The sequence below is a fragment of the Catenulispora sp. MAP12-49 genome (genome assembly GCF_041262705.1).
In the GTDB taxonomy this organism is placed as follows: domain Bacteria; phylum Actinomycetota; class Actinomycetes; order Streptomycetales; family Catenulisporaceae; genus Catenulispora.
In genome coordinates this window covers 99,982-121,591 of the sequence record NZ_JBGCCP010000001.1, presented here as the reverse complement: position 1 = coordinate 121,591, position 21,610 = coordinate 99,982, and the positions used below count along the sequence as shown (strand labels likewise).

At 70.5% G+C, this 21,610-nt stretch carries 19 protein-coding genes and 1 pseudogene; 10 read left to right on the top strand and 10 right to left on the bottom strand.

Annotated elements, in window-relative coordinates:
- Positions 1-297: 297 nt before the first annotated feature.
- Positions 298-978, top strand: coding sequence for a hypothetical protein (locus tag ABIA35_RS00510; RefSeq protein WP_370356046.1), 681 nt, complete (start codon positions 298-300; stop codon positions 976-978).
- 80 nt (positions 979-1,058) lie between these two features.
- On the opposite strand, the gene ABIA35_RS00505 is transcribed toward ABIA35_RS00510, so the two are convergent.
- The 5 genes from ABIA35_RS00505 to ABIA35_RS00485 all read right to left on the bottom strand — a co-directional run bounded on the left by ABIA35_RS00505 (position 1,059) and on the right by ABIA35_RS00485 (position 6,003).
- On the bottom strand, positions 1,059-2,459 hold the full coding sequence (locus tag ABIA35_RS00505) for a cell wall-binding repeat-containing protein (protein WP_370356044.1): 1,401 nt from the start codon (positions 2,457-2,459) through the stop codon (positions 1,059-1,061).
- A gap of 135 nt (positions 2,460-2,594) precedes the next feature.
- Entirely contained in the window at positions 2,595-3,020 is a 426-nt protein-coding gene (locus ABIA35_RS00500) for an FMN-binding protein (RefSeq protein ID WP_370340071.1), read from the bottom strand.
- A 40-nt stretch (positions 3,021-3,060) separates the two neighbouring features.
- A complete protein-coding gene (locus ABIA35_RS00495; protein ID WP_370340072.1) occupies positions 3,061-4,467 on the bottom strand; it encodes a ferric reductase-like transmembrane domain-containing protein in 1,407 nt (468 codons plus the stop codon).
- A 213-nt stretch (positions 4,468-4,680) separates the two neighbouring features.
- Positions 4,681-5,349 carry a DUF4097 family beta strand repeat-containing protein gene (locus ABIA35_RS00490; protein WP_370340073.1) on the bottom strand — a complete coding sequence of 223 codons (669 nt, stop codon included), beginning with the start codon at positions 5,347-5,349 and terminating at the stop codon, positions 4,681-4,683.
- 201 nt (positions 5,350-5,550) lie between these two features.
- Complete coding sequence (locus ABIA35_RS00485; protein ID WP_370340074.1) at positions 5,551-6,003, bottom strand: heme-binding protein; 453 nt, start codon at positions 6,001-6,003, stop codon at positions 5,551-5,553.
- A gap of 233 nt (positions 6,004-6,236) precedes the next feature.
- Between ABIA35_RS00485 and ABIA35_RS00480 the strand changes: the two genes are divergently transcribed.
- Positions 6,237-6,890 carry a TetR/AcrR family transcriptional regulator gene (locus ABIA35_RS00480; RefSeq protein WP_370356042.1) on the top strand — a complete coding sequence of 218 codons (654 nt, stop codon included), beginning with the start codon at positions 6,237-6,239 and terminating at the stop codon, positions 6,888-6,890.
- 31 nt (positions 6,891-6,921) lie between these two features.
- Here the strand turns inward: ABIA35_RS00480 and ABIA35_RS00475 are convergent, their stop codons facing one another.
- On the bottom strand, positions 6,922-8,343 hold the full coding sequence (locus ABIA35_RS00475; RefSeq protein WP_370356040.1) for a tetratricopeptide repeat protein: 1,422 nt from the start codon (positions 8,341-8,343) through the stop codon (positions 6,922-6,924).
- A 182-nt stretch (positions 8,344-8,525) separates the two neighbouring features.
- On the opposite strand from ABIA35_RS00475, the gene ABIA35_RS00470 reads away from it, so the two are divergent.
- The 3 genes from ABIA35_RS00470 to ABIA35_RS00460 all read left to right on the top strand — a co-directional run bounded on the left by ABIA35_RS00470 (position 8,526) and on the right by ABIA35_RS00460 (position 11,533).
- Positions 8,526-9,791 carry an alpha/beta fold hydrolase gene (locus tag ABIA35_RS00470; RefSeq protein ID WP_370356038.1) on the top strand — a complete coding sequence of 422 codons (1,266 nt, stop codon included), beginning with the start codon at positions 8,526-8,528 and terminating at the stop codon, positions 9,789-9,791.
- A 127-nt stretch (positions 9,792-9,918) separates the two neighbouring features.
- The gene (locus tag ABIA35_RS00465) at positions 9,919-10,653 is read left to right on the top strand and encodes a neprosin family prolyl endopeptidase (protein ID WP_370340078.1); all 735 of its coding nucleotides are present in this window, start codon (positions 9,919-9,921) and stop codon (positions 10,651-10,653) included.
- Positions 10,654-10,909: 256 nt separating this feature from the next.
- Positions 10,910-11,533 (top strand): neprosin family prolyl endopeptidase, encoded by a 624-nt coding sequence (locus ABIA35_RS00460; RefSeq protein ID WP_370356036.1) that lies wholly within the window; start codon positions 10,910-10,912, stop codon positions 11,531-11,533.
- Between the two features lie 107 nt (positions 11,534-11,640).
- Here ABIA35_RS00460 and ABIA35_RS00455 read toward each other — a convergent pair whose 3' ends face one another.
- Positions 11,641-12,387, bottom strand: a complete 747-nt coding sequence (locus tag ABIA35_RS00455; protein WP_370340080.1) for a TetR family transcriptional regulator — start codon at positions 12,385-12,387, stop codon at positions 11,641-11,643.
- A 163-nt stretch (positions 12,388-12,550) separates the two neighbouring features.
- On the opposite strand from ABIA35_RS00455, the gene ABIA35_RS00450 reads away from it, so the two are divergent.
- Together ABIA35_RS00450 and ABIA35_RS00445 are read left to right on the top strand one after the other, a co-directional pair.
- Positions 12,551-14,071: an MFS transporter gene (locus tag ABIA35_RS00450; RefSeq protein ID WP_370340081.1), complete on the top strand. Its 1,521-nt coding sequence runs from the start codon at positions 12,551-12,553 to the stop codon at positions 14,069-14,071.
- A gap of 252 nt (positions 14,072-14,323) precedes the next feature.
- On the top strand, positions 14,324-14,746 hold the full coding sequence (locus tag ABIA35_RS00445) for a G1 family glutamic endopeptidase (protein ID WP_370356034.1): 423 nt from the start codon (positions 14,324-14,326) through the stop codon (positions 14,744-14,746).
- Between the two features lie 120 nt (positions 14,747-14,866).
- Here ABIA35_RS00445 and ABIA35_RS00440 read toward each other — a convergent pair whose 3' ends face one another.
- Positions 14,867-15,304 carry a protein-tyrosine phosphatase family protein gene (locus tag ABIA35_RS00440; protein ID WP_370356630.1) on the bottom strand — a complete coding sequence of 146 codons (438 nt, stop codon included), beginning with the start codon at positions 15,302-15,304 and terminating at the stop codon, positions 14,867-14,869.
- Between the two features lie 27 nt (positions 15,305-15,331).
- Positions 15,332-16,080: pseudogene (locus tag ABIA35_RS00435) on the bottom strand (MgtC/SapB family protein).
- A gap of 146 nt (positions 16,081-16,226) precedes the next feature.
- Here ABIA35_RS00435 and ABIA35_RS00430 point away from each other — a divergent pair.
- Positions 16,227-16,994, top strand: a complete 768-nt coding sequence (locus ABIA35_RS00430) for an adenylate cyclase (protein WP_370340083.1) — start codon at positions 16,227-16,229, stop codon at positions 16,992-16,994.
- Positions 16,995-17,082: 88 nt separating this feature from the next.
- Here ABIA35_RS00430 and ABIA35_RS00425 read toward each other — a convergent pair whose 3' ends face one another.
- Positions 17,083-18,552 (bottom strand): MFS transporter, encoded by a 1,470-nt coding sequence (locus ABIA35_RS00425; RefSeq protein WP_370340084.1) that lies wholly within the window; start codon positions 18,550-18,552, stop codon positions 17,083-17,085.
- Positions 18,553-18,722: 170 nt separating this feature from the next.
- On the opposite strand from ABIA35_RS00425, the gene ABIA35_RS00420 reads away from it, so the two are divergent.
- Positions 18,723-19,613, top strand: coding sequence for a helix-turn-helix domain-containing protein (locus ABIA35_RS00420; protein WP_370340085.1), 891 nt, complete (start codon positions 18,723-18,725; stop codon positions 19,611-19,613).
- 90 nt (positions 19,614-19,703) lie between these two features.
- Positions 19,704-21,602 carry a hypothetical protein gene (locus tag ABIA35_RS00415; protein ID WP_370340086.1) on the top strand — a complete coding sequence of 633 codons (1,899 nt, stop codon included), beginning with the start codon at positions 19,704-19,706 and terminating at the stop codon, positions 21,600-21,602.
- Positions 21,603-21,610: the final 8 nt, after the last annotated feature.

Here is a 21,610-nt window from a genome sequence, read left to right as displayed (position 1 = left end):
ACTGTCGTACTCGGCGCCGTGAGCCGGCTCCCACTACGGCTACGGCCGCGACTTCTACACCGGCTCCGTCGCCTCGGTGGCGGCTCCGGCCTCGGCCTGGTAGCCCTCGCGTCCCGGCATCCCACCCCGGGCTGAACTGGCGTCCCGTGGATCTCGGCGCCGAGATCCACGGGACGTCCGCCGTCCTGGCCCGGCTCGCGGCCGGACGGATCCGCCGTTCGGGCGATACGGAAATGCCCGCTATTCCACCGAATGGGAGAATGACGGGGACTCCATCACCGGTCCGAGGAGGCCGTCATGAGGAACGACAAGTTGACCCGCCTGTTGGGGCCCCTCGGACTCGGCGCCGTGGTGGCCTTCGTGATCGGATTCTTGATCCTCAACGACAACAACGTGCCTGGGAAGAACGCTTCGGCGGCTGCCGTCGTCTCCTATTACCAGACGCACTCCATGCGGGAGACGTGGTCCCTGTACATCATCGCCGCCGGCGTCATCCTGATGGCGTTCTTCATCGGCGGCATGAGGACCGTGCTGCGCAAGGCCAACGAGGCGCACAGCTGGCTCGCCGACACCGCCCTGGCCGGCGGCATCCTGTTCATCGCGGGCTTCTCGACCACCGGGTTCCTCCAGTGGACGCTGATCAGCGCCGCCCACAACGGTCAGGCCCAGCTCGCCGGCAACCTCAACTTCCTGTCGCAGTCGATCCAGCTGCCGGCCCAGGCCGGGATCGTGGTCCTGGCCGCGGCGGCCGGTCTGGCGATCGTGCTGGGTTCGGACATCCCGGCCTGGCTGGGGTACGTCGCGCTGGCGATCGCCGTCGTGGCCGCGATCGGCCCGATCGGACTGATCGGCGTCCTGGTCATGCCGATCTGGATGACGCTGTTCGGGTTCGTGGTCGGCGCCAGGACCGCGCCCCGCACCGTCGGCGGACAGCGTCCGGCGATGGGGCACCGCATGACGCTGAGGCACCACCACTGATCGCTGAGCACGAGGAGCTGACGGAATCGGGGCCCGCATCAGCGATCTGATGCGGACCCCGATAGGGCTGTGTCAGCGCGTCAGCGCTTCCACACCGGGTGGTCCTCGCCGCCGTGTGAAGAACAAGCCCCGCTCCGGCCGCCCGACAGCGAGATGTCGCCGTCGTTGCAGACTTCCAGGTAGCCGACGCCGTTCCAGAAGCTTTCGTGGGACGGAGCCGAACCGATGCAGGAGAAGTAGGAGCAGATGTCTCCCGGGACCTGCGTCTTCGTGACCTCCGCGCCGGCTCCGCAGTAGTTGAACCCGTACGGGTTGTTCGGCGCGCCGCACAGGCCGTCGGACGGCAGGCCCTGGCCGCCGTTCGCGATGTCCTGCAACTGCCCGAACACGCCGTTGCCGACCGCGGTGGGCCCGCCGAAGACGACCGTCGCGTTCACACCGTTCTGGTGCGCGCCGACCAGCCACTGCCGCGGGTTGTCGCCCAGGACGGCCGAGGCCGTGAGCACCAGCGGGCGGCCGAGGGCGGCCATCGCCGCGCCGCCGGTGAGGGCGTCCGCGAAGCCGCCGCCGGTGGCGACGCCGACCGCCGGGCCCGCCGGGAACTGCTGCGCGACCGCGACGGCCGTGGCGTAGCGGTCCGCTCCCGCGAGCGGGTTGTCGCAGACCCCGGGCGGTGTGACGGAGTGAACCGCCGCTTGGGCCTGGCCGCCGACGGCGGTCACGGCGGCGCAGTCGCCGGGTCCCGCCGCCACGAGCTTGCCGGAGACGTAGGCCGCGGTGGCCGGGTCCAGGCTTTGGCCGTCGGACAGCACGATCGCGGCCGGCACGCCGTTGACCGCGTCCGGGCCCGCCGCGAACGGGCCCGCCGTGAGCGCGTCGGCGTAGCCGTCACCGGTCGCGACGACGATGTGGGACGGGTCGCCGAGCCCGCGGCGTGCCACGTCCAGAGCAGTCTGGTAACGGTTCGAGCCCTGATACCGGGTCACCGCGTAGCCGTCCCGCACCAGCTGGGCCTCGACGGCCGGCGAGACCGCCCCGGTCCCGCCGAGGATGTACACCGGCTGCCCGGCACCGGGGCCCAGGACGCGCTGGATCTCGGCGGCGGTGGCGCCGGTGAGCGCGGTCGGCTCGGTGAGCAGGAGCGGGCCGTGCACCTTGGCGGCCAGCGGAACGCCGGACAGGGCGTCCGGGAACGTGTCGCCGCGCGCGAGGACGACGGCCTGCGCCTTGGCACGCCCGGTGGAGTCGCCCGCGGCGTCGGCCCATTGCGACCGCGAGACCTGGACGCCGGTCAGGTAGCGGTCGCCGCCGTAGACCCGGCTGACGCCGGAGGCCGGTGCGGGCACGGTCGTCGTCGATGCAGCAGACAACGGCGCGGTGCCCGCGTGGGCGGCGGTGGCCATGGCGGCGGTGGCCGCCGCGATTCCGCACGCCGCCAGCAGGGCCGGGACGCGGGGTGGTCGGGATGTCCGTGACGCCAAGATCTGAACCTCTCTGTGGCTTCCCCCGTGGCCGGTCGATCAGGTTGGCTCAGACTAAGTACGGGTTCTGCGTCGTGCCTCAGCTGTTCGGCGTAAGCGAAGCGGGGGCGGACCGGGGTGCGGAGCTGGACGGATTCAGGTCTTGCTCGCATCGATCGCCGCCTGGAGCGAGGTCTTGTAGGCCTTGGAGGTGTAGGTCGCCCCGCTCACCCCGTCGACGTTCGCGGACTGCGCGGCGAGGACCTCGCGGTCCAGGACGGAGGCGGCCACGATCGAGCGTCCCCAGGAGTCGTCGTTGTCGTGCGGCAGGCTGATCGTCCCGACCTCGGTGATGTGCCCGCCGGCCACGGTGATGCGGACCTGGACGATGCCGTGCGTGACCGGGATCGGGGGGCCGGTGACGGTCGTGACCGCGGCGGCGCCGGTGCCGTGCACGGTCTTCGTGGCCGGGAGGGTCTCCGGCGCCAGGCCGTGGGCCGAGGTCTTGGCGGCGAGCAGGCCGCCCATCGTGCCGACGGTGCCGATGACGGACAGCAGGGTCTTGATGTGGGGGATTCGCACTGGGGGTACTCCGATGCCCGCAGAAAGGTGGCTGGAATTCTCAGAAGTCGAAGATCTCGGTGTGGATCCGTCCCCGCCGGACCCCCGCCCGCCGCAGGTTCCGCACCGCCGCGGCGGCCATCCCGACCGAGCCGCAGATGAACACCTCGCGGTCCTCCAGGTCCGGGATCAGGTCCAGGAGCCGGTCGGCGGACAGCGGGTCGTTCTTGCGGCTGCCGATGGCCGGGATGTAGATGAGGCGGCCGGCGGCGTTGAGAGCCTCGAGTTCGCGGGTGAGGATCAGGTCCCCGACCTTCGAGGCCCGTTGGATGAAGATGATGTCGTGGCGCCGGCCGTGCATGGTCTCCGCGATGGCCCGCAGCGGGGTGACGCCGATGCCGCCGCCGATCATCACCACGCCGTGCTGGCGGCGCAGGACTCCGGTGAACGCGCCGTACGGGCCGTCCAGGAACACCCTGACTCCGGGACGCAGCCGGCGCTTGAGCCGCCGGGTGTAGCCGCCGACGCACTTGAACGTCAGGCGCAGGGTGTCCGCGTGCGGCGCAGCGGACAGCGAGAACGGGTGCGCCTGGTACCACAGGCTCCGGCTCATGAACCGCCACCGGAAGTACTGGCCGGCCGCGGCCCCGAGGTCGGCGACCTGCCGTCCGGTGATGTAGACGCTCATCGCGTCGGGCCCGACCTCCTCCACGCGCGTCACACGGAAGCGGTGATGCCGGTTGTTCAGGAGCGGGATGACGATGCGGTTGCAGACGATCGCCGCCGCGACGACCGCGTGCATGCCCACCCAGATGTCGGCGGCCCAGGGATTGCGCGTGAACTGCGCGCCCAGGCTGATCTGGTGCCAGAACGCGGCAGCCGCCGCCGGGTACATCATCAGGTGGATCCCGTGCCAGCCCTCATAACCCAGCCGCCGCCGGATGCCCCGCGCCGAGGTGAACCCCGCGAGCAGCATCACCAGGAAGCCGATCGTGGCCGCGAGCACGCCCGGGTAGGTTCGCAGGATGCTGATCAGGACGGCCGGCGGCGAGGCGTGCACGCTGACCGAGTACGCGGCGATCACGAACCCGACGTGCGCGCACAGCAGGAGCACCAGGTACCCGCCGAGGCTGCGGTGCGCGGAGGCGAGCCACGATCCCAGCCGGTGCTCCAGCCAGGGCGAGCGCGCCATGAGCGCGATCTCGACGAGCAGCAGGTACGCCCCGACCAGCCCGGTGATCTGCGCCAGCATCACGAGGTAGTCCGGCAGCGACTGCATCCGGTCGGCCGGCGTCTGCCGCCACCACAAGGCCAGCAGCCCGGCGATCCCCGCACCGAGCACGGCCAACAACACCGCGGACAACGGCCGGCGCGGAAGGAGGGGCAGGCTGTGCCGCCAGTCCCGCCGGGGTACGACCCAGTCGGCGTCGTACGGCGCTTCGAACCCCGTTGACCAACCCTGGACCACCTGAATGCTCCTCACGCCGGGGGCATCAGATTCCTCCTGCGGGGGCGGCGCGGGAACACGTTTGTTCTAGCTTTTCTCAACCCTTTTCTGAAGCTTTACGGTCGGTGCCGATGCTGTGGGCCGGGGCGGACAACGGCCGAGGCCGGGTCCGGGCATCGTCCGCCCAGACCCGGCCGCGTCCTGGAGTGCCGCTCCCCTCCTGCTCGCCGCACCTCAGAGGCTGGTGGCGATGATGTCGCCGTGCGAGGTGGTGGCCTTGATGTTCAGGCCGGCGCCGCTGCCGTCGGAGTTCTTCATCGCGTTGGTGATCCGGCCGTAGCCGCTGCGGGCGTCCAGGGTCCCGGAGACGCCGCGGGCGGCGGAGACCTTCAGGTCGCCCATGTCGGTGCGCAGGTCGAGCGCGCCGGTCACGGCCTCGGCGACGGTGATGTCCCCGCGGCCGTTGCGCAGCTGCGCCGGGCCGGTCAGCTTGGCGATGGAGACGTCGCCCATGTGCATCTTGATGCGCGCACCGCCGACCTCGTCCAGCTCGACCGAGCGGTAGCCGCCGTCGAACGCCACCTCGCCGAGCCGGCCGGTGCTGTGGAGCTCGGCGGCACCGGCCCGGCCCTCGATCCGCGAGCCGGCCGGCAGCGCGATGGTCACGTCCACCGAACCGGAGCTGCCCAGGATCTTGTTCGGGTCGGCCGTCGCGATCCGCAGCACCCCGTCGCTGAACTCCACGGTGGTCTGCGCCGCGGCCTTGGCGTCGCGCCGCTTCGAGGCCTCGGACGGCAGCACCTCGACGGTGGTGTCGGTGCGCTCGCCGGCCAGGAGCCGGATCTGGCCCGCCGGGATGTCCAGGACGACGGTGACGGGGGCGGGGGTCTGGAACTTCTGCATGATGCTCTCCTGTGTCTGCGGGGCTGTGGCTGTGGCTGTGTCGGTGGCGATGTCGGTGTCGGTGTCTGTGTCTGTGTCTGTGTCTCGCGGGCCCGTCCCGCTCGTTCTCACATCACCGACTATCGGCGGGTGGCCTGACACGGGCCTGACGTCGTCCTGACAGCGCCGCTGACACGCCGGGAGAGCCGGCGGCAGTCGTGGCTAGGGCGCTGTGACCTGGGCTGTGACCTGGGTCGGGACCTGCGCCGGGACCTGCGCGGCAGCGGCGGCCGCGATCTCGTGGTCGACCGCCGAATCGGGCGCGCCGGAGACCCCGACCGCCCCGATCACCCGCTCGCCGTCCCGGATGACGACGCCCCCGCCATAGGGGACCAGCGACCGCGAGCCGGCCAGGACCAGACCGGTCCCGAACAGCGGGCCGCCGGGCTGGATGGCCGCCGTCAGGTTGACGCTGTCGGCGCCGATGCTGACAGCGGTGAACGCCTTCCCGATCGCGGTGTCGATGGTGATGAGGTTCGCACCGTCGGCGCGGGCGAAGGCGACCAGGTTGCCGCCGGCGTCCACCACCCCGAGCGCGACGGCCACGCCGCGCTCGGCCGCCCGGGCCCGCGCGGCGGCGATGACGGCTTCGGCCTGGACCAAGCTGATGCTCACGATGGGATTCCCCCTACTGCTCCGCGGGGTGCCGGACGGCGTTCCGCGTGATGGTTGTCTTTGTCTTTGTCTCAAGGCTGGTCCGTCGCGGCCGGACGTGGGGAGAGTGCGCTTGACCTGGTGTCACCGCCACCAGGCTGGGGCCGACCGGCGACACGCTGCGCCACGAGCTCGGCCATCGCGGCGTGGGAGCATTACCGAGCCGGCAAGCAGCGGGAAAGGGATCGGCGGCATTGGCACCTGACAGCAGACGGACAGGCGGCGGCGACGCCCCGGCAGCCCCCGACCGCCGCACCGACCTGCTCGACCGCCTCGCCGACCTGATCGCCGAGAGCGGCGTCGAAGGCGTCAGCATCCGCACACTCGCGACCCGCGCCGAGGTTTCCATCGGCACCGTCCAGTACTACTTCGCGACCAAGGACGAACTCCTCCGGGCGGTCTGGCTCCACGTCCGCGAACAGTCGGCACGACGCTTCCGCGACCCCGGCACAGCGCGCCTGTCCCCGACCGAGCACCTTGACCAATTGATCGGGCTGCTGCTGGCGCCCGACCCCGGCGACCGGCTCTCCCGGGTCTGGCTGGCGCTCGCCGCCCGCGCCGCGCACGATCCGGGGATAGCTGAGCTGCACCGGGATCAGTGGCGGGAGACTGAGGAACTGCTGGCGCGGGCGCTTGCCGCGGTGAAGGCGGAGAAGCTTGGGGTGGCGGGGGATGCAGTCGATGAGCCCGATCCAGCCGATCCAGCCGATCCAGCCGATGCCGCCGCCGAACTCTTGGCCCTCCTCGACGGCCTGACCATCGCGGTCCTCACCGAGCCCGAGCGGATGCCGGCGACGCGTGCCCTTCGGATCGCTCGCACCTGGACCGCGTCGTGGTGTCAGCCCTGAGAACCGCCGGCGGCCTGAGCTGTTTCCGGTGTCAGCCCTGAGAACCGCCCTCGGTCGGCACGCCGGGCACAGTTCGATGCACCGGGTCCGCCGGGATGACCGGCGGCGGAAGTGGCGCGGCGCCGAGCGTCGTGGTGCCGGGTCGGGCCAGGCCGGTGAGCCCGTTGCGGTACGCCGCCACCGCCTCGCGGGTGCGGCCCTGGCGGTCGAGCAGGTCGCCGAGGAGCCGTGAGGTGTCGGCCAGGTCGCCGGTGACGTCGGAGTCCTGTTGGAGCTCGATCGCCATGCGGTAGTGGCGTTCGGCGGCTTCGGGGTCGTCGGCGCGCTCGTGGATCAAGCCCAGGAGGCGGTGCGCGGCGGCGGCGTGGACCGCGCCGTGGCCGGGGCCCAGGTCCGCGAGCAGCCGGGTGAGGAGTTCCTCGGCCTCGGCGGTGTGGCCCAGGCGCCAGCGGACGTCGGCCAGTTCGACCTCGACCTGCACCGCGTAGAACACGGAGTCGGCGGCGCGCAGCATGCGTGCGGCTGTGCGCAGTTCGGTCTCGGCGTCGGCGAGGCGTTCGTGTTGGGCGTAGAGGTAGCCGCGCATCCAGTGGCACTGCGCGAGTTCGGCCCGGATCTCCCATTGCTGGTAGACGTCCTGTGCCTTGACGAGTGCGGCCTCGGCCTCGTCGAACCGGCCGCCGGCGGCGAGGGTGCGGGCGACGGAGCGGTGCAGCGTGGCGACCGCGACCGGGTCGGCGACGCGGGCCGCCAGGTCCAGTGCGAGGGTCGCGGCCTTCGTGGCGCGCTCCAGCGCGCCGAGCTCCAGGTACGGTCCGATGACCGCGGCGTACAACAGCACCAGCGACGCCGGATCCGGCAGGCCGCCGCCGTTCAGCTCGCTGATCGTGTTCTCGAGCAGGTAGCAGGAGTAGCGGACGTCGCCGGCCAGGTAGTACGCGGTCGCGCGGCCGCGGACGGCCCGCACCCGCGCCGGCAGCGGCCGATCGGCCAGCAGCGCCTCGGCCTGCTCGAACTGTTCGCGGCCGGCGTCCAGGTCGCCGCGGCGCAGCAGGAACGATCCGCGCGTGACGTGGATGTCGGCGACCAGGTCGGGCACGTCGGTGCCGGCGGCGCGGCCGAGCAGGGCGGCCAGCACGGCCTCGGCCTCGGTCGCGCGGCCGTCGTCCATGGCCGCGTTCGCCTCGGCCAGGCCCTCGCGGATCTCGGCGCGCAGGCCGGCCGGGACGCCGGTGGCCAGTTCCTCGTAGCTGATCGCGAGGCGCTCGGCGAAGTAGCGCAGTGCCGCTTCGGAGGCGCGGGCTTTGCCGGCTTCCAGGGTGGAGACGTAGGCCGCGGTGTATCCGGGTTCGGCCAAAGCGCGCTGGGTCAGGCCGCGACGCATGCGCAACTCCTGGAGACGTGTCCCGATCTGGCCCTGCGTCTGCTGCTGGCCGTCGGCGGACAGGGGCATCGCGGCGTTCCTTCTCTATCCAGGTCCCGAGCTTCTAGTGCACTCCTACCACGGAGCCGACGCGGGGGTCTTGCCTGATCCGGTTCCGTGCCCTAGCTTAACCATCACTCTAAATGGAGTTACTGCTTCATTTAACTTGGGGGTGAGGCGCTGTGCCATCGGGGATCCGGACGACCGACCACGTGTTCACGGTTCCGCTGCACCACGACCGGCCGGGCGGGGAGCAGATCGAGGTCTACGCCCGCGAGTTCACGGCCGACGAGTCGCGGCCGTGGCTGGTCTACCTGCAGGGCGGGCCCGGACACCGGTCGCCGCGTCCGCTGCCGGCGGCATTGGCCAGCGGCTGGCTCAGCCGCGCCGTGCAGGACTACCGGGTGCTGCTGCTCGATCAGCGCGGCACCGGTCGCTCGACCCCGGCCACGCGGCAGACCCTGCCGCGCCGGGGCGATGCCCGGCGGCAGGCCGAGTACCTCACAGCCTTTCGCGCGGAATCGATCGTCCGCGATGCCGAGATCATCCGGCGGCGGTTGACCGGCGGTGCGCCGTGGAGCGTGCTGGGGCAGAGCTTCGGCGGGTTCTGTGCGGTGCACTATCTGTCGGCCGCGCCGGAAGGGCTCGCAGAGGTCTTCATCACCGGCGGCGTGCCGACGTTGGACGGCGATGCCGATGACGTCTACCGCGCCGCGTATCCGCGGATGGAGGACAAGAACGCGCTGTTCTATCACCGGTATCCCCAGGATGTGGATGCGGCGCGGGAGATCGCGGAGTTCCTCAGGGAGCACGAGACGGTGCTGCCCGACGGGACGCTGCTGACAGTCGAGGCGTTCCAGTCGCTGGGGATCGTGCTCGGCACGACCGATGGTGCGGATCGGTTGCACTATCTGCTGGAGGACGCGTTCAGCCAGACGGTCCATCGGCGGGAGTTGTCGGACCGGTTCCAGTGGCAGGTGCAGGCTGCGCTGTCTTTTGCTGAGCGGCCGCTATACGCGCTGCTGCACGAGGCTATATACGCGCAGGGTGCGGGGCCTACGGCGTGGGCTGCTAGCCGGGTTCGTAAAGAGTTCCCGCGGTTTGATGCCGAGAAGGTCCTGTCGGAGTCGGCAGCACCGGTGTTGTTCACCGGGGAGACGATTCATCCCTGGCACTTCCGGACCGACCCGGCTTTGCGGCCGCTTCGCGCGGCGGGCGAGTTGCTTGCCGCGTATGAGGATTGGCGGCCTCTGTACGACGTTTCGGTTCTGGGCGCGAACGAGGTGCCGGCCTTCGCGACTGTGTATACGGACGACTTGTATGTCGATCTCAAGCAGTCGCTGGTCAGCGTCGAGGCGATTCGGGGCCTGACTGTCCATGTCACGGACGAGTACGAGCATGACGGGCTCAACGCGAGCGGTACCGATGTGATCGACCACCTGTTGGGGATGGCGCGCGAGGCGCGAGAGGTGCGCTAGGCGCGCTCAGAGCTGGAGAGCTCCTTTTCGAAGTACACCTACTTCCATTCGAGGTACACCCATGCCTGCTAAAGGTCTGCGCATAGATCTGCGCGGAAAACTCAGAACCCGAATAACCGCGGCCGCCGTGTCCGCGGCAGCCGTCGGAGTGGTCGTCGTGCTTCCGGCCGGCACTGCGCAGGCGGCGCAGTGCTGGTACGGATCCTGCTTCAGCTACGTCACCGGGCGGCAGTTCACGAACACCACCGGGGCTTCGGTCACCATGGAGCAGGCCGCTCCGCGGAACGTCGCGGCCGACGGGCATTCGCTGCAGGAGCTTTCGCTCCAGACGTCCGGCGGGACGACCGTCGCGGACACCATCGAGATCGGGTGGACGGTGGATCCCGAGCTCAACGGGGACTACCAGCCGCACCTGTTCGTCTTCCACTGGGTCAACGGGCAGCCGACCTGTTACAACGGCTGCGGGTTCGTGCAGGTGTCCTCGACGGTGCGGGCCGGCATGGCCGTGACGCCCGGGACGACCGGCACCTTCGCGCTGCGGTTCTACCAGGGGAACTGGTGGACGTACTACAACAGCGTTCCCTTCGGGTACTTCCCCGGGTCGGAGTGGGGCGGCGCGTTCACGAGTGCGCAGATCGTGTCGGCGTTCGGTGAGGTGGCGGCGGACAAGGCGCCGAGCTGCACGCAGATGGGGGACGGGGTTTTCGGGAGTCAGAGCGGGGCTTCTTCGATCTCTGGCTATCAGCTGTGGGGGTCGGCTGATCAGCCGGCGTTCACGGTGACGGCTACGGATCCGGGGTCGTACAACTTCGGGGCGGTTACGGGGACTTCGTTCAAATTGGGAGGTCCTGGTGCTTGCTAAGGCGCGGGTTGGGGTTGGGGTTGTCGCGGGTCTCTTCTCGGTGAGTCTGGGGCTGGCGGGTTCGGCGGGGGCTGCGGCGGTTGTTCCTGCTGTCGCCGCTGCATCTGTACTGGCTCCGGTGGTGCCGTCGGTGGCTCCGGCTGCTGGGGCCGCTCCGGCTGCCGCGGCTGCCGCGGCTGCTCCGACCGGTCCTATCTGCTGGTATGGCGCTTGCTACGACTACGTCAGCGGCCACCAGTGGACCGACACGACGGGTGTGAGCGTCCTGATGAAGGTCGAGGCGCCGGTGGTCAACCCGGCCCAGACCGGGGAGCACAGCCTGCAGGAGATCGCGCTGCAGAACACCGCACGGACCTCGACCGTCGAGATCGGGTGGACCGTGGATCCCGAGCTCAACGGCGACGCGAAGCCGCACCTGTTCGTCTACCACTGGGTCGACGGGCAGGAGAGCTGCTACAACGGCTGCGGCTTCGTGCAGGTCGCGAGGGACATCAAGCCGGGCATGGCCCTGCACGCCAACGAGGCGGCGCACTTCGCCATCCAGAACATCGGCGGGAACTGGTGGGTCTTCTTCCGCGACGAGCCGGTCGGCTACTTCCCCGGCAGCCTCTGGAGCGGCACGTACAAGACGGCGCAGCTGGTGTCGGTGTTCGGCGAGGTCGCGGAGAACACCGTCGACACGCCGAGCTGCACGCAGATGGGCGACGGGCGGTTCGGGTCGGCGCCGGCTGCTTCGTGGATTCGGGACTATCGCTTGGCGGGGACGAAAGACGCGCCGCAGCTGAGTGTCAGCGCCACCAGCCCGACGCGGTATGACGCGGGTGCGGTGACGGCTACTTCGTTCAAGCTCGGTGGGCCGGGGACGGGGGCTTGCAGCTGAGGCTGAAGGCTGAAGGCTGATCGGCATGCGGCCACCTCGCTCGGCGGGGTGGCCGTGGCCGGCGCAGTTCGACAGTGTCACTCATTTCGCGCTGGCGGCTGAGACGGTCAGGAGCGCTTGCGCGGAGTTTCCCGCGTGCCGTACTTCCACCCGGTCATGCACAGGTCGAGCTGCTCGTCGTCCAGCGGCTCCGGGGCGAGCACGGTCGTGGCGCCGGACGGCCGGGCGCGCAATCCGTCGACGAGGACGGCCAGATGGCGGCGCCAGACCTCCGGATCGGCCGGCGCGGTGAAGTCGACCACGCCGACGGCGGAGATCAGCAGTACGCCCACGTCGGTGGCGGCCACGTCGGGGCGCAGGTCGCCGTCGGCCTTGGCGCGGTCGATCAGGTCGTAGAGCGCGGGCTCCACGATGTCGCGGACGACTTCTTCCTTGTCCTGCTCGCACTGGTCGAGGTACTTCTGGCGGGAGAGCATGAGGTCGCGCAGTGCCTTGTCCCGTCCCTGGGACTCCAGCATCGCGGTCATGAAGTGGATCAGGCCGTCCCAGGCGCGCGGCAGGGCCAGCGATTCGGCGACGATGCGCTCGATCGAGGCCAGCATGTCGTCGAACAGGGCGTCGATCAGGGCGTCGCGGTTGGGGAAGCGGCGGTAGACGGTCCCGACGCCCAGGCCGGCCTCGTGCGCCACCTCGTCGAGGGAGGCGTCCAAGCCCCGGCGGCCGAAGACGATCTTGGCGGTGTCCAGGATCAGCTGCCGGTTGCGCTCGGCGTCCCGGCGCAGCGGACGGGCCGCGGCCGGGGTCGTCGCGGGGGTCTCTACCTGGGGTTTCTCCGCCTCGGTCCGGGCATTCATCTCGACTCGCTCCTGCCTCGCGTCCGCCACCCGGACAGCCAGGGTGAATCTTAGACGCAGTTAAATGGAACACCTCTCTCCATGTGGAGGCAAGTCTTCCACTTCCCTGGTACAGTCGGTCCGGTAAGTGGAAGAGGATCCTCCAGATCAGGGGACGTGAACGATGGCAGATGTCCAGACGACCGGCGCGGGGGCTCAGACCGCCGATGCCCCGCCCGCCGCACCCACCGACCCCCACCACGCCAGGCGCTGGTTCATCCTGGGGATCATCGGCCTGGCCCAGTTGATGATCGTGCTCGACGTGACGATCGTGAACATCGCGCTGCCCGACGCCCAGAAGGCGCTGGGCTTCTCGAACGGCGACCGGCAGTGGATCGTCACCGCCTACTCTCTGGCCTTCGGCAGCCTCCTGTTGTTGTTCGGCCGGGTCTCCGACGTCATAGGCCGGCGCGCGATGTTCCTGATCGGCCTGGTCGGCTTCGCCGCGGCCTCCGCGCTGGGCGGCGCCGCGCCGAACTTCGAGATCCTGGTGCTGGCCCGCGCGCTGCAGGGCGTCGCCGGCGCGATGCTCGCCCCGGCCGCGCTGTCGCTGCTGTCCACGACCTTCACCGAGGCCAAGGAGCGCGCCACCGCCTTCGCGGTGTTCGGCGGCATCGCCGGTTCCGGCGCCGCGATCGGCATGCTGCTCGGCGGGGTGCTGACCGAGTTCCTGAACTGGCGCTGGACCCTGTTCGTCAACGTCGGCATCAGCGTCGTCGCGATCGCCGGCGCCGCAATCCTGATCCCGCGCCACGCGCGCAGCGCCGACCGGCCCTCGCTCGACATCCCGGGCACGGTCCTGGTCTCGGCCGGTCTGTTCGGCATCGTCTACGGCTTCGCCAACGCCGAGTCGCACCCGTGGAGCGCGCCCGGAACCTGGGGCTTCCTGGCCGCCGGCGTGCTCCTGCTGGTCGCGTTCACCGTCTGGCAGACCCGCGCCAAGCACCCGCTGCTCCCGCTGCGCGTCATCCTGGAGCGCAACCGCGGCGGCTCCTACCTGGCGATGTTCCTCACCGGCATCGGCATGTTCGGCGTGTTCCTGTTCCTGAACTACTACCTGCAGGAGATCCTGCGCTACTCCCCGGTCATGACCGGTGTGGCGTTCCTGCCGATGGTCGCCGCCCTGATGATCACCGCGACGATCAGCACCACCGTGCTCTACCCGCGGATCGGCGCGAAGATCCTGGTCTTCGTCGGCATGCTGCTGGCCGGCGGCGGCATGGTCTGGCTGACCGGCATCAGCCTGCACTCCAGCTACGCCACCAACATCCTGGGCCCGATCGTGCTCGTCGGCATCGGCATGGGCGCCATCTTCGCCCCGGCGATGAACGCCGCCACCTCCGGTGTCGAGGCCCACGACGCCGGCGTCGCCTCGGCCATGGTGAACACCGCGCAGCAGATCGGCGGCTCGATCGGCACCGCGCTGCTGAACTCGCTGGCCGCCACAGCCCTGACGAACTACCTGGTCGGCAAGAACCCCACCAACCCGGTCGTCCAGGCGAACGCGGCGATCCACAGCTACGTGGTCGCGTTCTGGTGGGCCGCCGCGATCTTCGGCGTCGGCGCGATCATCTGCGGCCTGATCCTGAAGGCGGGCAAGCCCGATCCGGCGGACCCGGACGCGGCTCCGGCGATCCACGCCTGATCGCTGGTCGCTGATCACAGATTCCTGATACCGACCCCCCGGCGCGTGTTCGCGCCGGGGGTCGGTGTTTGCCCGGCTTGGCCGTTCCGCGCCTGACCGGTAACGGCCAAGCACATCAGAGTCTTTACTCCAGCTTTGCCGACATGTCCGAATCCTGAGGAGCAGACTCCGGGAGGTACAGACCAATAGGTCTATACCTCCCTCGGTCGTATCCCCGGCCGAGGTGAAACGCACCAAACCCCCAGCTCATCCATGGTTAGGGACCCGCAGCAGTTCGCCTGGTGGGAGACCTACCCCGCGAACAGCATTCAGGAGTACGGCGACCCGGTCTCCGCGGGCGACTCCCTCACCTCGACCGTGACCGACGTCGGCGGCGGCCAGTACCAGATGGTCCTCACCGACAACAGCCAGGGCTGGACCGAGAACCAGACGGTCGGCGCCTCCGGCTCCGACGCCAGCGCCGAGGTGATCGCCGAGGCGGTCACCTCCGGCAGCAGCGTGACGCAGCTCCCTGACTTCTCCTCCGTCGGCTTCACCGGGTCCACGTTCGACAACACCGAGATCGGCAGTGCCGGCGGCCAGGCCATCGACATGACGGACAGCAGCGGGAACGTGATCGCCTCGACCGGCGCCGACGACGGCAGCGGCGACTTCACGGTGACCTACGGCGGTTAGCGCGCAGTAGTACCTCGCCCAGCGCGGACTCGCCTGATGAAAGGCCGCGGGTGGCGGACCAACGCCGGTCCGCCACCCGCGGCATGCTGATCAGCCGGAGACGCCTCAGCAGGAAGCGCCTCAGCCGGAAACGCCGAACGCGGCGACGAACCGCCGCTGCCACGGAGTCTCCACAGCATGGGGAGAGTAGTGCTCCCGCACATAGGCGACCGCCGATTCCGGCGGCACACCATCGAGCACTGCGATACAGGCCAACGCCGTCCCGGTCCGTCCGCGACCGCCGACGCAGGCGACCTCGACACGTTCCGTCTCGCAGCGTCGCCAGGCCTCCACGAAGCCATCGCGCGCCGCCGCCGGGTCCGCCGGAAGCCGGAAATCGGGCCAGCGGATCCATCGGCTCTCCCACGCCACCGCCGGCGGCTCTTTGCCCAGGAGATACAAGGCGAACGCCGGTTCCGGGCCCTCGGGCGCCGGATTCCTCAAGCCACGGCCGCGGAGCAGCCGGCCGGAGGGGAGGCGCAGGAGGCCGTCGGTTGCCGGATCCCAAAGGTGTTCCATGCGTTCCACGCGTTCCATGCGGTGATGCTAGGAGTACTCATCGTCGTTGGCGTGGTCGTACGCGACGGTGACGATCCCCGACGTCGCGACCAGGCGCTCGGTCAGGGCGTTGGCGTTCCCGCGTCCGGTCAGTGTGAGGTTGACCTCCACGGTGTGCGGCCCGCCGGCTTCGTGGGTCTCGCGCCGCTCTTCGTAGCCTCCGCCGCTGAACGAGGCGACGAAGAAGCCCGCGCTGGTGCAGACGTCGATCACTGTGCGGAGCAAGCCGCGGCCGTCCTCGTACTCGATGCGGTAGGTGATCGGCGGATTACGTAACGCAGGCATCCAGTGCGTCAGCGGGCGCAAGCCGTAGCACACCAGGAAGTACCCGATGGTCGTGAGCAGGCGAGCAGGCCCAGGCCGGCGCCCGCCGCGGCGCCGACGCCGGCGGTCAGCCACAGGGCGGCCGCGGTGGTCAGGCCGCGGACGCTGTCGCGGCGCATGAAGATCACGCCGGCGCCGATGAAGCCCAGGCCGGACACGATCTGCGCGGCGACGCGCGAGGGGTCCAGGACGACCAGGTCGCGACGGAGCACGTCCGTGAAGCCGTACTTGCTGACCAGCACGAACAGGGCCGCTCCCAGGCCGACGATCGTATAGGTGCGCAGGCCCGCGGCCTTCTGCCGGATCTCGCGTTCCAGTCCGATCGCCGAGGACAGCACGAAGGCCACCGCCAGCTCTCCGACCTGCTCCCACCCCTGTCCCGTCGGCTCCCCCCACAAGATCGATGTACTCATCCCGCCATCATGCCCGGTGTTATCCGGCTCACAAGAGAGCGTCAGTCCTCGAACATCGGCGCGTCTTAGTGCATACTGGATCCTTTGTGCGTCGCCGCCAGTCGGTGACGGTAGGGCCACGGGGAGGTGTGGCAAAACTGAAAGCCTTGAAAAAACCGGAGCGCCACGCTGCCAAGCAGGCCTGGCGCATGCCCGGTGCCGACCTGGACCGGATGTTCACCCTGGTTCGGGAAGTCGGGCAGGTGGAACTGAAGTTCACCGTCGCCGACGCCTCGTTCGAGGCCGTGCGCGAGCTGCTCGGCCTGGGTGCCGAGCGGGTCCGGAACGTCTACTACCTGGACACTCCGGACCTGACCCTGCGCCGGCACGGCGTGCTGGCCCGGGTGCGCGGCGGGGAGCGGCCCAACGACTCCGTGGTCAAGCTGCGGCCCATAGACCCCGACCGGGTGCCGTCCGCCATGCGCCGCTGCGACGACTTCACCGTCGAGGTGGACGTGACGCCGGACAGCTTCATCTGCTCCGGCGCGCTCAAGCAGCGCCTGAGCCGCGACGCCGTCGAACGCGCCGTCCGCGGCCGCGCCCGCTTGCGCACGCTGTTCTCCGACGAGCAGATCGCCCTGCTCGACAGCCGCCTGCGCGGCCTGCTGGAGGTGGACGACCTCGACGCGCTCGGCCCGGTCGAGGTGCACCGCACCCGGCCCCGCGACGGGGAACCGGGCTGCGGGCTGGAACTCCAGGAGTGGACGTACCCCGACGGTTCGCAGCTGCTGGAGGTGTCGACCCGCTGCACCGCCGCGGATCTCCTCCAGACGGCGGTGCGGGCGAAGGCGTTGCTGGACCAGCACGGCATCAGGCAGGCGGGCCCGTGCCCGACCAAGGCCGACACGACGCTGGACTACTTCACGCGGCAGTGATCGGCAGTGATCGGCAGTGAGGTGACGATCACCGATCGTCACCTCACTGCCGCTGTCCGAGCTGTCCGAGCTGCCGGAGCTGCCGGAGTCAGGCGCGCCCCGCCTTCGGCAGCGCCAGTGTCGCCAGGGTGGTGGCCGCCAGCAGCGCCACCGAGATCAGCAGGCTGACATGCAGCCCGGTCACGAACCCGCCGCGCTGCGCGACCAGCGCGCCGAAGCCGGCCACCGCGAGCGCTCCGCCGGTCTGCCGGAAAGAGTTCAGCACCCCTCCGGCCAGCCCGGCCCGCTCCGGCGCGATGCCGCCGAGCATCATCGCGGTCAGCGAGGGCACCGCGAAGCCGAGCCCGCCGGCCAGCGGCAGCAGCAACAGCGCCAGCCCCGGGGCGCTCGTGTGCCCGTTCACCAGCAACAGGACCAGCAGTCCGACGGCGCACGCGAGCTGCCCGACGAGCACCGGCATGCGCGCACCCCAGCGTGCGGCGGCGCGGGCCGAGAGCAGGTTCGTGATCGTGCACAGGATGGCAGTGGGCATGAAGACCAGCCCCGCGCCGACCGCGGAGCGGCCGAGGACGTCCTGCGCGAACAGGCCGAAGACGAAGATCAGGCCGTAGTACGCGGCGTTGACCACGAAGCCGACCGCCAGGCAGACCGCGACGACCCGGTCGCGCAGCAGCCCCAGCGGCAGCATCGGCTCCTTCGTCCGGTGCTCCACCACGCCGAACGCGGCGAACGACACCAGCGCCAGCAACACACTTCCCCAAGCCTGCGGCCGGCCGAAGCCGGAGGCGCCGCCGGAAATGACTCCGTACGTCAGGGCGGCCAGGCCGATGATCGCCGTGAGCTGGCCCGGCAGATCCAGCGGCGCGGGACGCTGAGCCGAACGCCCGGTGCGGCGCAGCGCCGCCAGCACGACCAAGCCCACCGGCAGGTTCAGGAAGAAGATCGAGCGCCAGCTCACCGAGCTGGTGAGCACGCCGCCCAGCACCGGGCCGACCGCCGTGGACGCGGCGCCGGCCATCGTCCACTGCGCGATCGCCGCGGCCCGGGCCCGCGCGTCCGGGAACGCCTGGCGCACCAACGCCAGTGAGGACGGCAGCATCAGCGCCGCCGCGCTGCCCTGCACCAGCCGGGCCCCGACCAGGAAACCGAGCGAGGGGGCCAGGCCGCACGCGACCGAGGCCAGCGTGAAGGCCGCGGCCCCGCCCGCGTACAGACGGCCGGCGCCCAGCCGGTCGGAGAACGCGCCCGCCGAGAGCAGCAGTGCGGCGAACATCAGCGTGTAGGCGTCGACGATCCATTGCAGTCCGGCCGTGGATCCGCCGAGGCCGCGACCGACCGCCGGGAGCGCCACGTTCACCGCGGAGGCGTCCAGGGCGATCATGACGAAGCCGAGCAGTGCGGCGAACAGGGTGAGTTTCGGCGAGCCGGCTGAACTGTTTGCTGCGGATGTGCGGAGTGCGGCGTCGCCGGGGTGTCCGGCTTCCCGGACGGCTTCCGGCTGCCCGCCGATCGATGCGTTGGCCGATGCGTTGGCCGATGTGGTGGTGGCGCTAGACACGGTGGTCCCCTCCTTCGCGGCCCGCGGTTCTCCAGGGCCGCCGGATCCACCGTCGCAGAGCCCGCCCACCGCAGGCAGACCGTGGTGTTAGGGGGAGCGGCAGCGGGGGGTGTGACAGGGCCCCTCTCGCGCCTTCCGCACGCGCGGCCCGCTTTGGCAGACTCGGGATCATGACCGAGCAGCAGCCCGAACTCGGCAGATTCCTGCGGGCCCGAAGGGCCGGCGTCGCCCCGACCGACTTCGGCCTGCCCCTGGGCGCCGGCACCCGGCGCACGCCGGGGCTGCGCCGCGAAGAACTGGCGGCGCTGGCCGGCGTCAGCATCGACTACTACATCCGGCTGGAGCGCGGCAAGGAAACGCGGCCGAGCCCCGCGGTCGTCGAGGCGCTCGGGCGCGCGCTGCGCCTGGACGCCGAGGAACTGGGGTACCTGCGGGAACTGGCCGCGCAGGCCGCACGCGGGAGCGTGCAGCCGCCGCACCGTCCCGCGGCCTCGCGCCACGTCCGCCCGACGCTGCGGCGGCTGCTCGAAACCGTGCGCCCCTGCCCGGCCTACGTCCTGAGCCGTACCAACGACGTGCTCGCGTCGAACCCGAGCGGTCTGCACCTGACGCCCGGCATGGCGGACTGGCCCGAGAAGAAGCGCAACACCATCCGCTACACCTTCCTGCACCCCCAAGCCCGCTCCCTGTGGCCGGACTGGGAGACCAAGGCCCGCGCCTGCGTCGCGCACCTGCGCGCGGTCGCCGGCACCGACCCGGACGACCCGGAGCTGGCCGCCATCGTCGGCGAACTCGCCGTCAAAAGCCCGGAGTTCAGCCGCATGTGGGAGCGCTACGACGTCCGCCGCGTCGGCAACGGCCAGAAGACCTTCCTGCACCCGACCGTCGGCACGATGACCCTCAGCCACGAGGTGATGGAGATCAACCACACCGGTGGCGGCCGCATCGTCGTCTACAGCGCCGAACCCGGCACTCCGGACTACGACGCGATGGTGCTGCTGGACATGGAGGGCGCCGCGGCGTTCGCCGACGGGTTTTCCCCACAACCGCACACAACCTAAACGCGTCGCCATGCCGTCAGAGGGATAAGAGGACGGCGAATCGCCGCCGCGCCTCACCAAGGATTGACGGGGCAGGGGTGTGGGCTTGATATGAGCGCGGGCACGGCAATACCCGACGCGCAGGAGCAGGACTCGGCGCTCAGACCCGGACACGCGGCGCGCCGCGGGGTTCCGGACGGGGTCTCGTCCCTGCTGAAGCGGGACGTATTCGGGGTACGCCTCGGCGTGCTGCTGTTGATCCTCCCGGTGATCCTGGCCGGGATCGGCATGCAGATCACCAGCCGCCAGTACTGGAACCACCCGCCGGACAGCCGCTACTACCTGACGATGATGGCGCGCGACATGGGCTCCGACTGGGGCCAGTCGGTCCGCGCCGAGCTGCGGGTCGCACCGGGCAACCACCTGGCGCCGTGGTACTTCGCGGACAACGACCCGACGTGGCAGATGGTGCGCATCCGCGTGCTGTACCCGGTGCTCTCGATCCCGTTCATCTGGCTGTGGGGCCTGTCCGGCGGCTCGCTGGCGGTCCCCGTGTTGGGCACGGTGCTGTTTCTCTGGGCGATCGCCCGGGTGCTCCAGCGGCTCTACGGCCCGGCGGTCGCGGTCATCGTCGCCGGCGGCTTCAGCCTCACGACTCCCGTCAACGTCTTCACCTGGGCGGGGACCGACACCCTCGCGATGGGGCTGGCCGGGGTCATCGTCCTGAACCTGCCGATCGAGCGCCGGATCGGCAAGGCGAATCTGGTGTGGCTCGGCGCGGCCTCGGTGTTCATCGCCATGACCCGGCAGGTCGGCGTGCTCGCCCCGGCGATGGCTGGGGCAGGCTGGCTGTGGCTGCTGGTCCGGGAACGCAGCTGGCGCAACCGCTGGCTGGGCTCGCTGATCGTGACGGCGGCGACCACGTTCGTGATCCAGGTCCTGGCGATGACGCTGGCGAACGCGAACACCGCCGGCGTCGTCGGGCACGGCAAGACCGGCGTCTGGAACATCGTCCGGCAGTTCGTCCACTACCTGAAGATCGTCACCGAGGAAGCCTGCACCTACATGTGGCACAGCGACCGGATGCTGTACGCGCTGCTCATCGCGGCCGGCGTCTCGGTGCTCGCCCGGTTCGGCTCCGACGCCACCGCCGTCTTCGTCGGCGCGGTCGCCTCCACCTACGTCATCACCGCGAGCGTCGGCTTCTCCAGCTTCATGCGGTACGAGATGGTCATGTTCCCGGCCGCCGCGGTCGCCGCCGGAGGGCTGGTCCAGCTCGCGCTCGGCGACCACCTGCGGCATCCGGCCGGCGACCCGGAGGTCATCGAGCCGGCGCCGACCCGGCTGCGCGGCTGGTTCTCCGACCGCCGGGCCGCCGCGGCGCTCACCAAGCCCGGCCGTCTCCTGGGCCTGGACCTGCCGAGCCGGGACCGCTGGAAGCCGCAGCTGGTCCTCAACTCGCTGGCCCTGGTGGTCGTTCTCGGCATCGCGGTGCAGGGCTCCTGGTCCTCCGCGGCCCCGGCTCCGACCTCGCCGTCCTTCGCCGCGGCCCAGGGCGCTTCCGGCTATGCGGTCACGCCGCTGGCCAAGCAGCCGGCCGACCAGACCCTGAAGGTCTTCTTCCGGCAGGCGATCGGCCTGGCGCACGACAGCGCGGACCTGCAGGACTCGCTCGACTGGACGCACGCGATGCGCTACCGGCCCACCGCCTCGGACCAGCCGGGCTGGCCCCAGCGGGACAAGGACGGCACCGCCGTGATCAACCCCAACGCGATCTCCGCGAGCCGGGACCTGATGGAGGCCTACGGCCGTGGTCTGTCGCTGGACTCGACCGTGAAGCCGGAGACCGTCAAGATCCTGAGCCGCCAGGTGAGCGCGTACGGCGAGGACGTCACGTTCACGGTCCAGGACACCTCCGGCGCGACCCATCAGGGGACCGCGACCACGCTCTACCCGATCTGGAGCAAGAAGGACGGATCCACGGTGACGTCGATGGTCTTCGACTCCTGATGTCTTCC

What these genes read in the sequence shown, in the direction of transcription:
- ABIA35_RS00510 (WP_370356046.1), top strand. Translation starts at nt 298, where the DNA reads ATGAGGAACGACAAGTTGACCCGCCTGTTGGGGCCCCTCGGACTCGGC.
- ABIA35_RS00490 (WP_370340073.1), bottom strand. Translation starts at nt 5,349, where the DNA reads ATGCAGAAGTTCCAGACCCCCGCCCCCGTCACCGTCGTCCTGGACATC.
- ABIA35_RS00475 (WP_370356040.1), bottom strand. Translation starts at nt 8,343, where the DNA reads ATGCCCCTGTCCGCCGACGGCCAGCAGCAGACGCAGGGCCAGATCGGG.
- ABIA35_RS00455 (WP_370340080.1), bottom strand. Translation starts at nt 12,387, where the DNA reads ATGAATGCCCGGACCGAGGCGGAGAAACCCCAGGTAGAGACCCCCGCG.
- ABIA35_RS00450 (WP_370340081.1), top strand. Translation starts at nt 12,551, where the DNA reads ATGGCAGATGTCCAGACGACCGGCGCGGGGGCTCAGACCGCCGATGCC.
- ABIA35_RS00445 (WP_370356034.1), top strand. Translation starts at nt 14,324, where the DNA reads ATGGTTAGGGACCCGCAGCAGTTCGCCTGGTGGGAGACCTACCCCGCG.
- ABIA35_RS00440 (WP_370356630.1), bottom strand. Translation starts at nt 15,304, where the DNA reads ATGGAACACCTTTGGGATCCGGCAACCGACGGCCTCCTGCGCCTCCCC.
- ABIA35_RS00420 (WP_370340085.1), top strand. Translation starts at nt 18,723, where the DNA reads ATGACCGAGCAGCAGCCCGAACTCGGCAGATTCCTGCGGGCCCGAAGG.
- ABIA35_RS00415 (WP_370340086.1), top strand. Translation starts at nt 19,704, where the DNA reads ATGAGCGCGGGCACGGCAATACCCGACGCGCAGGAGCAGGACTCGGCG.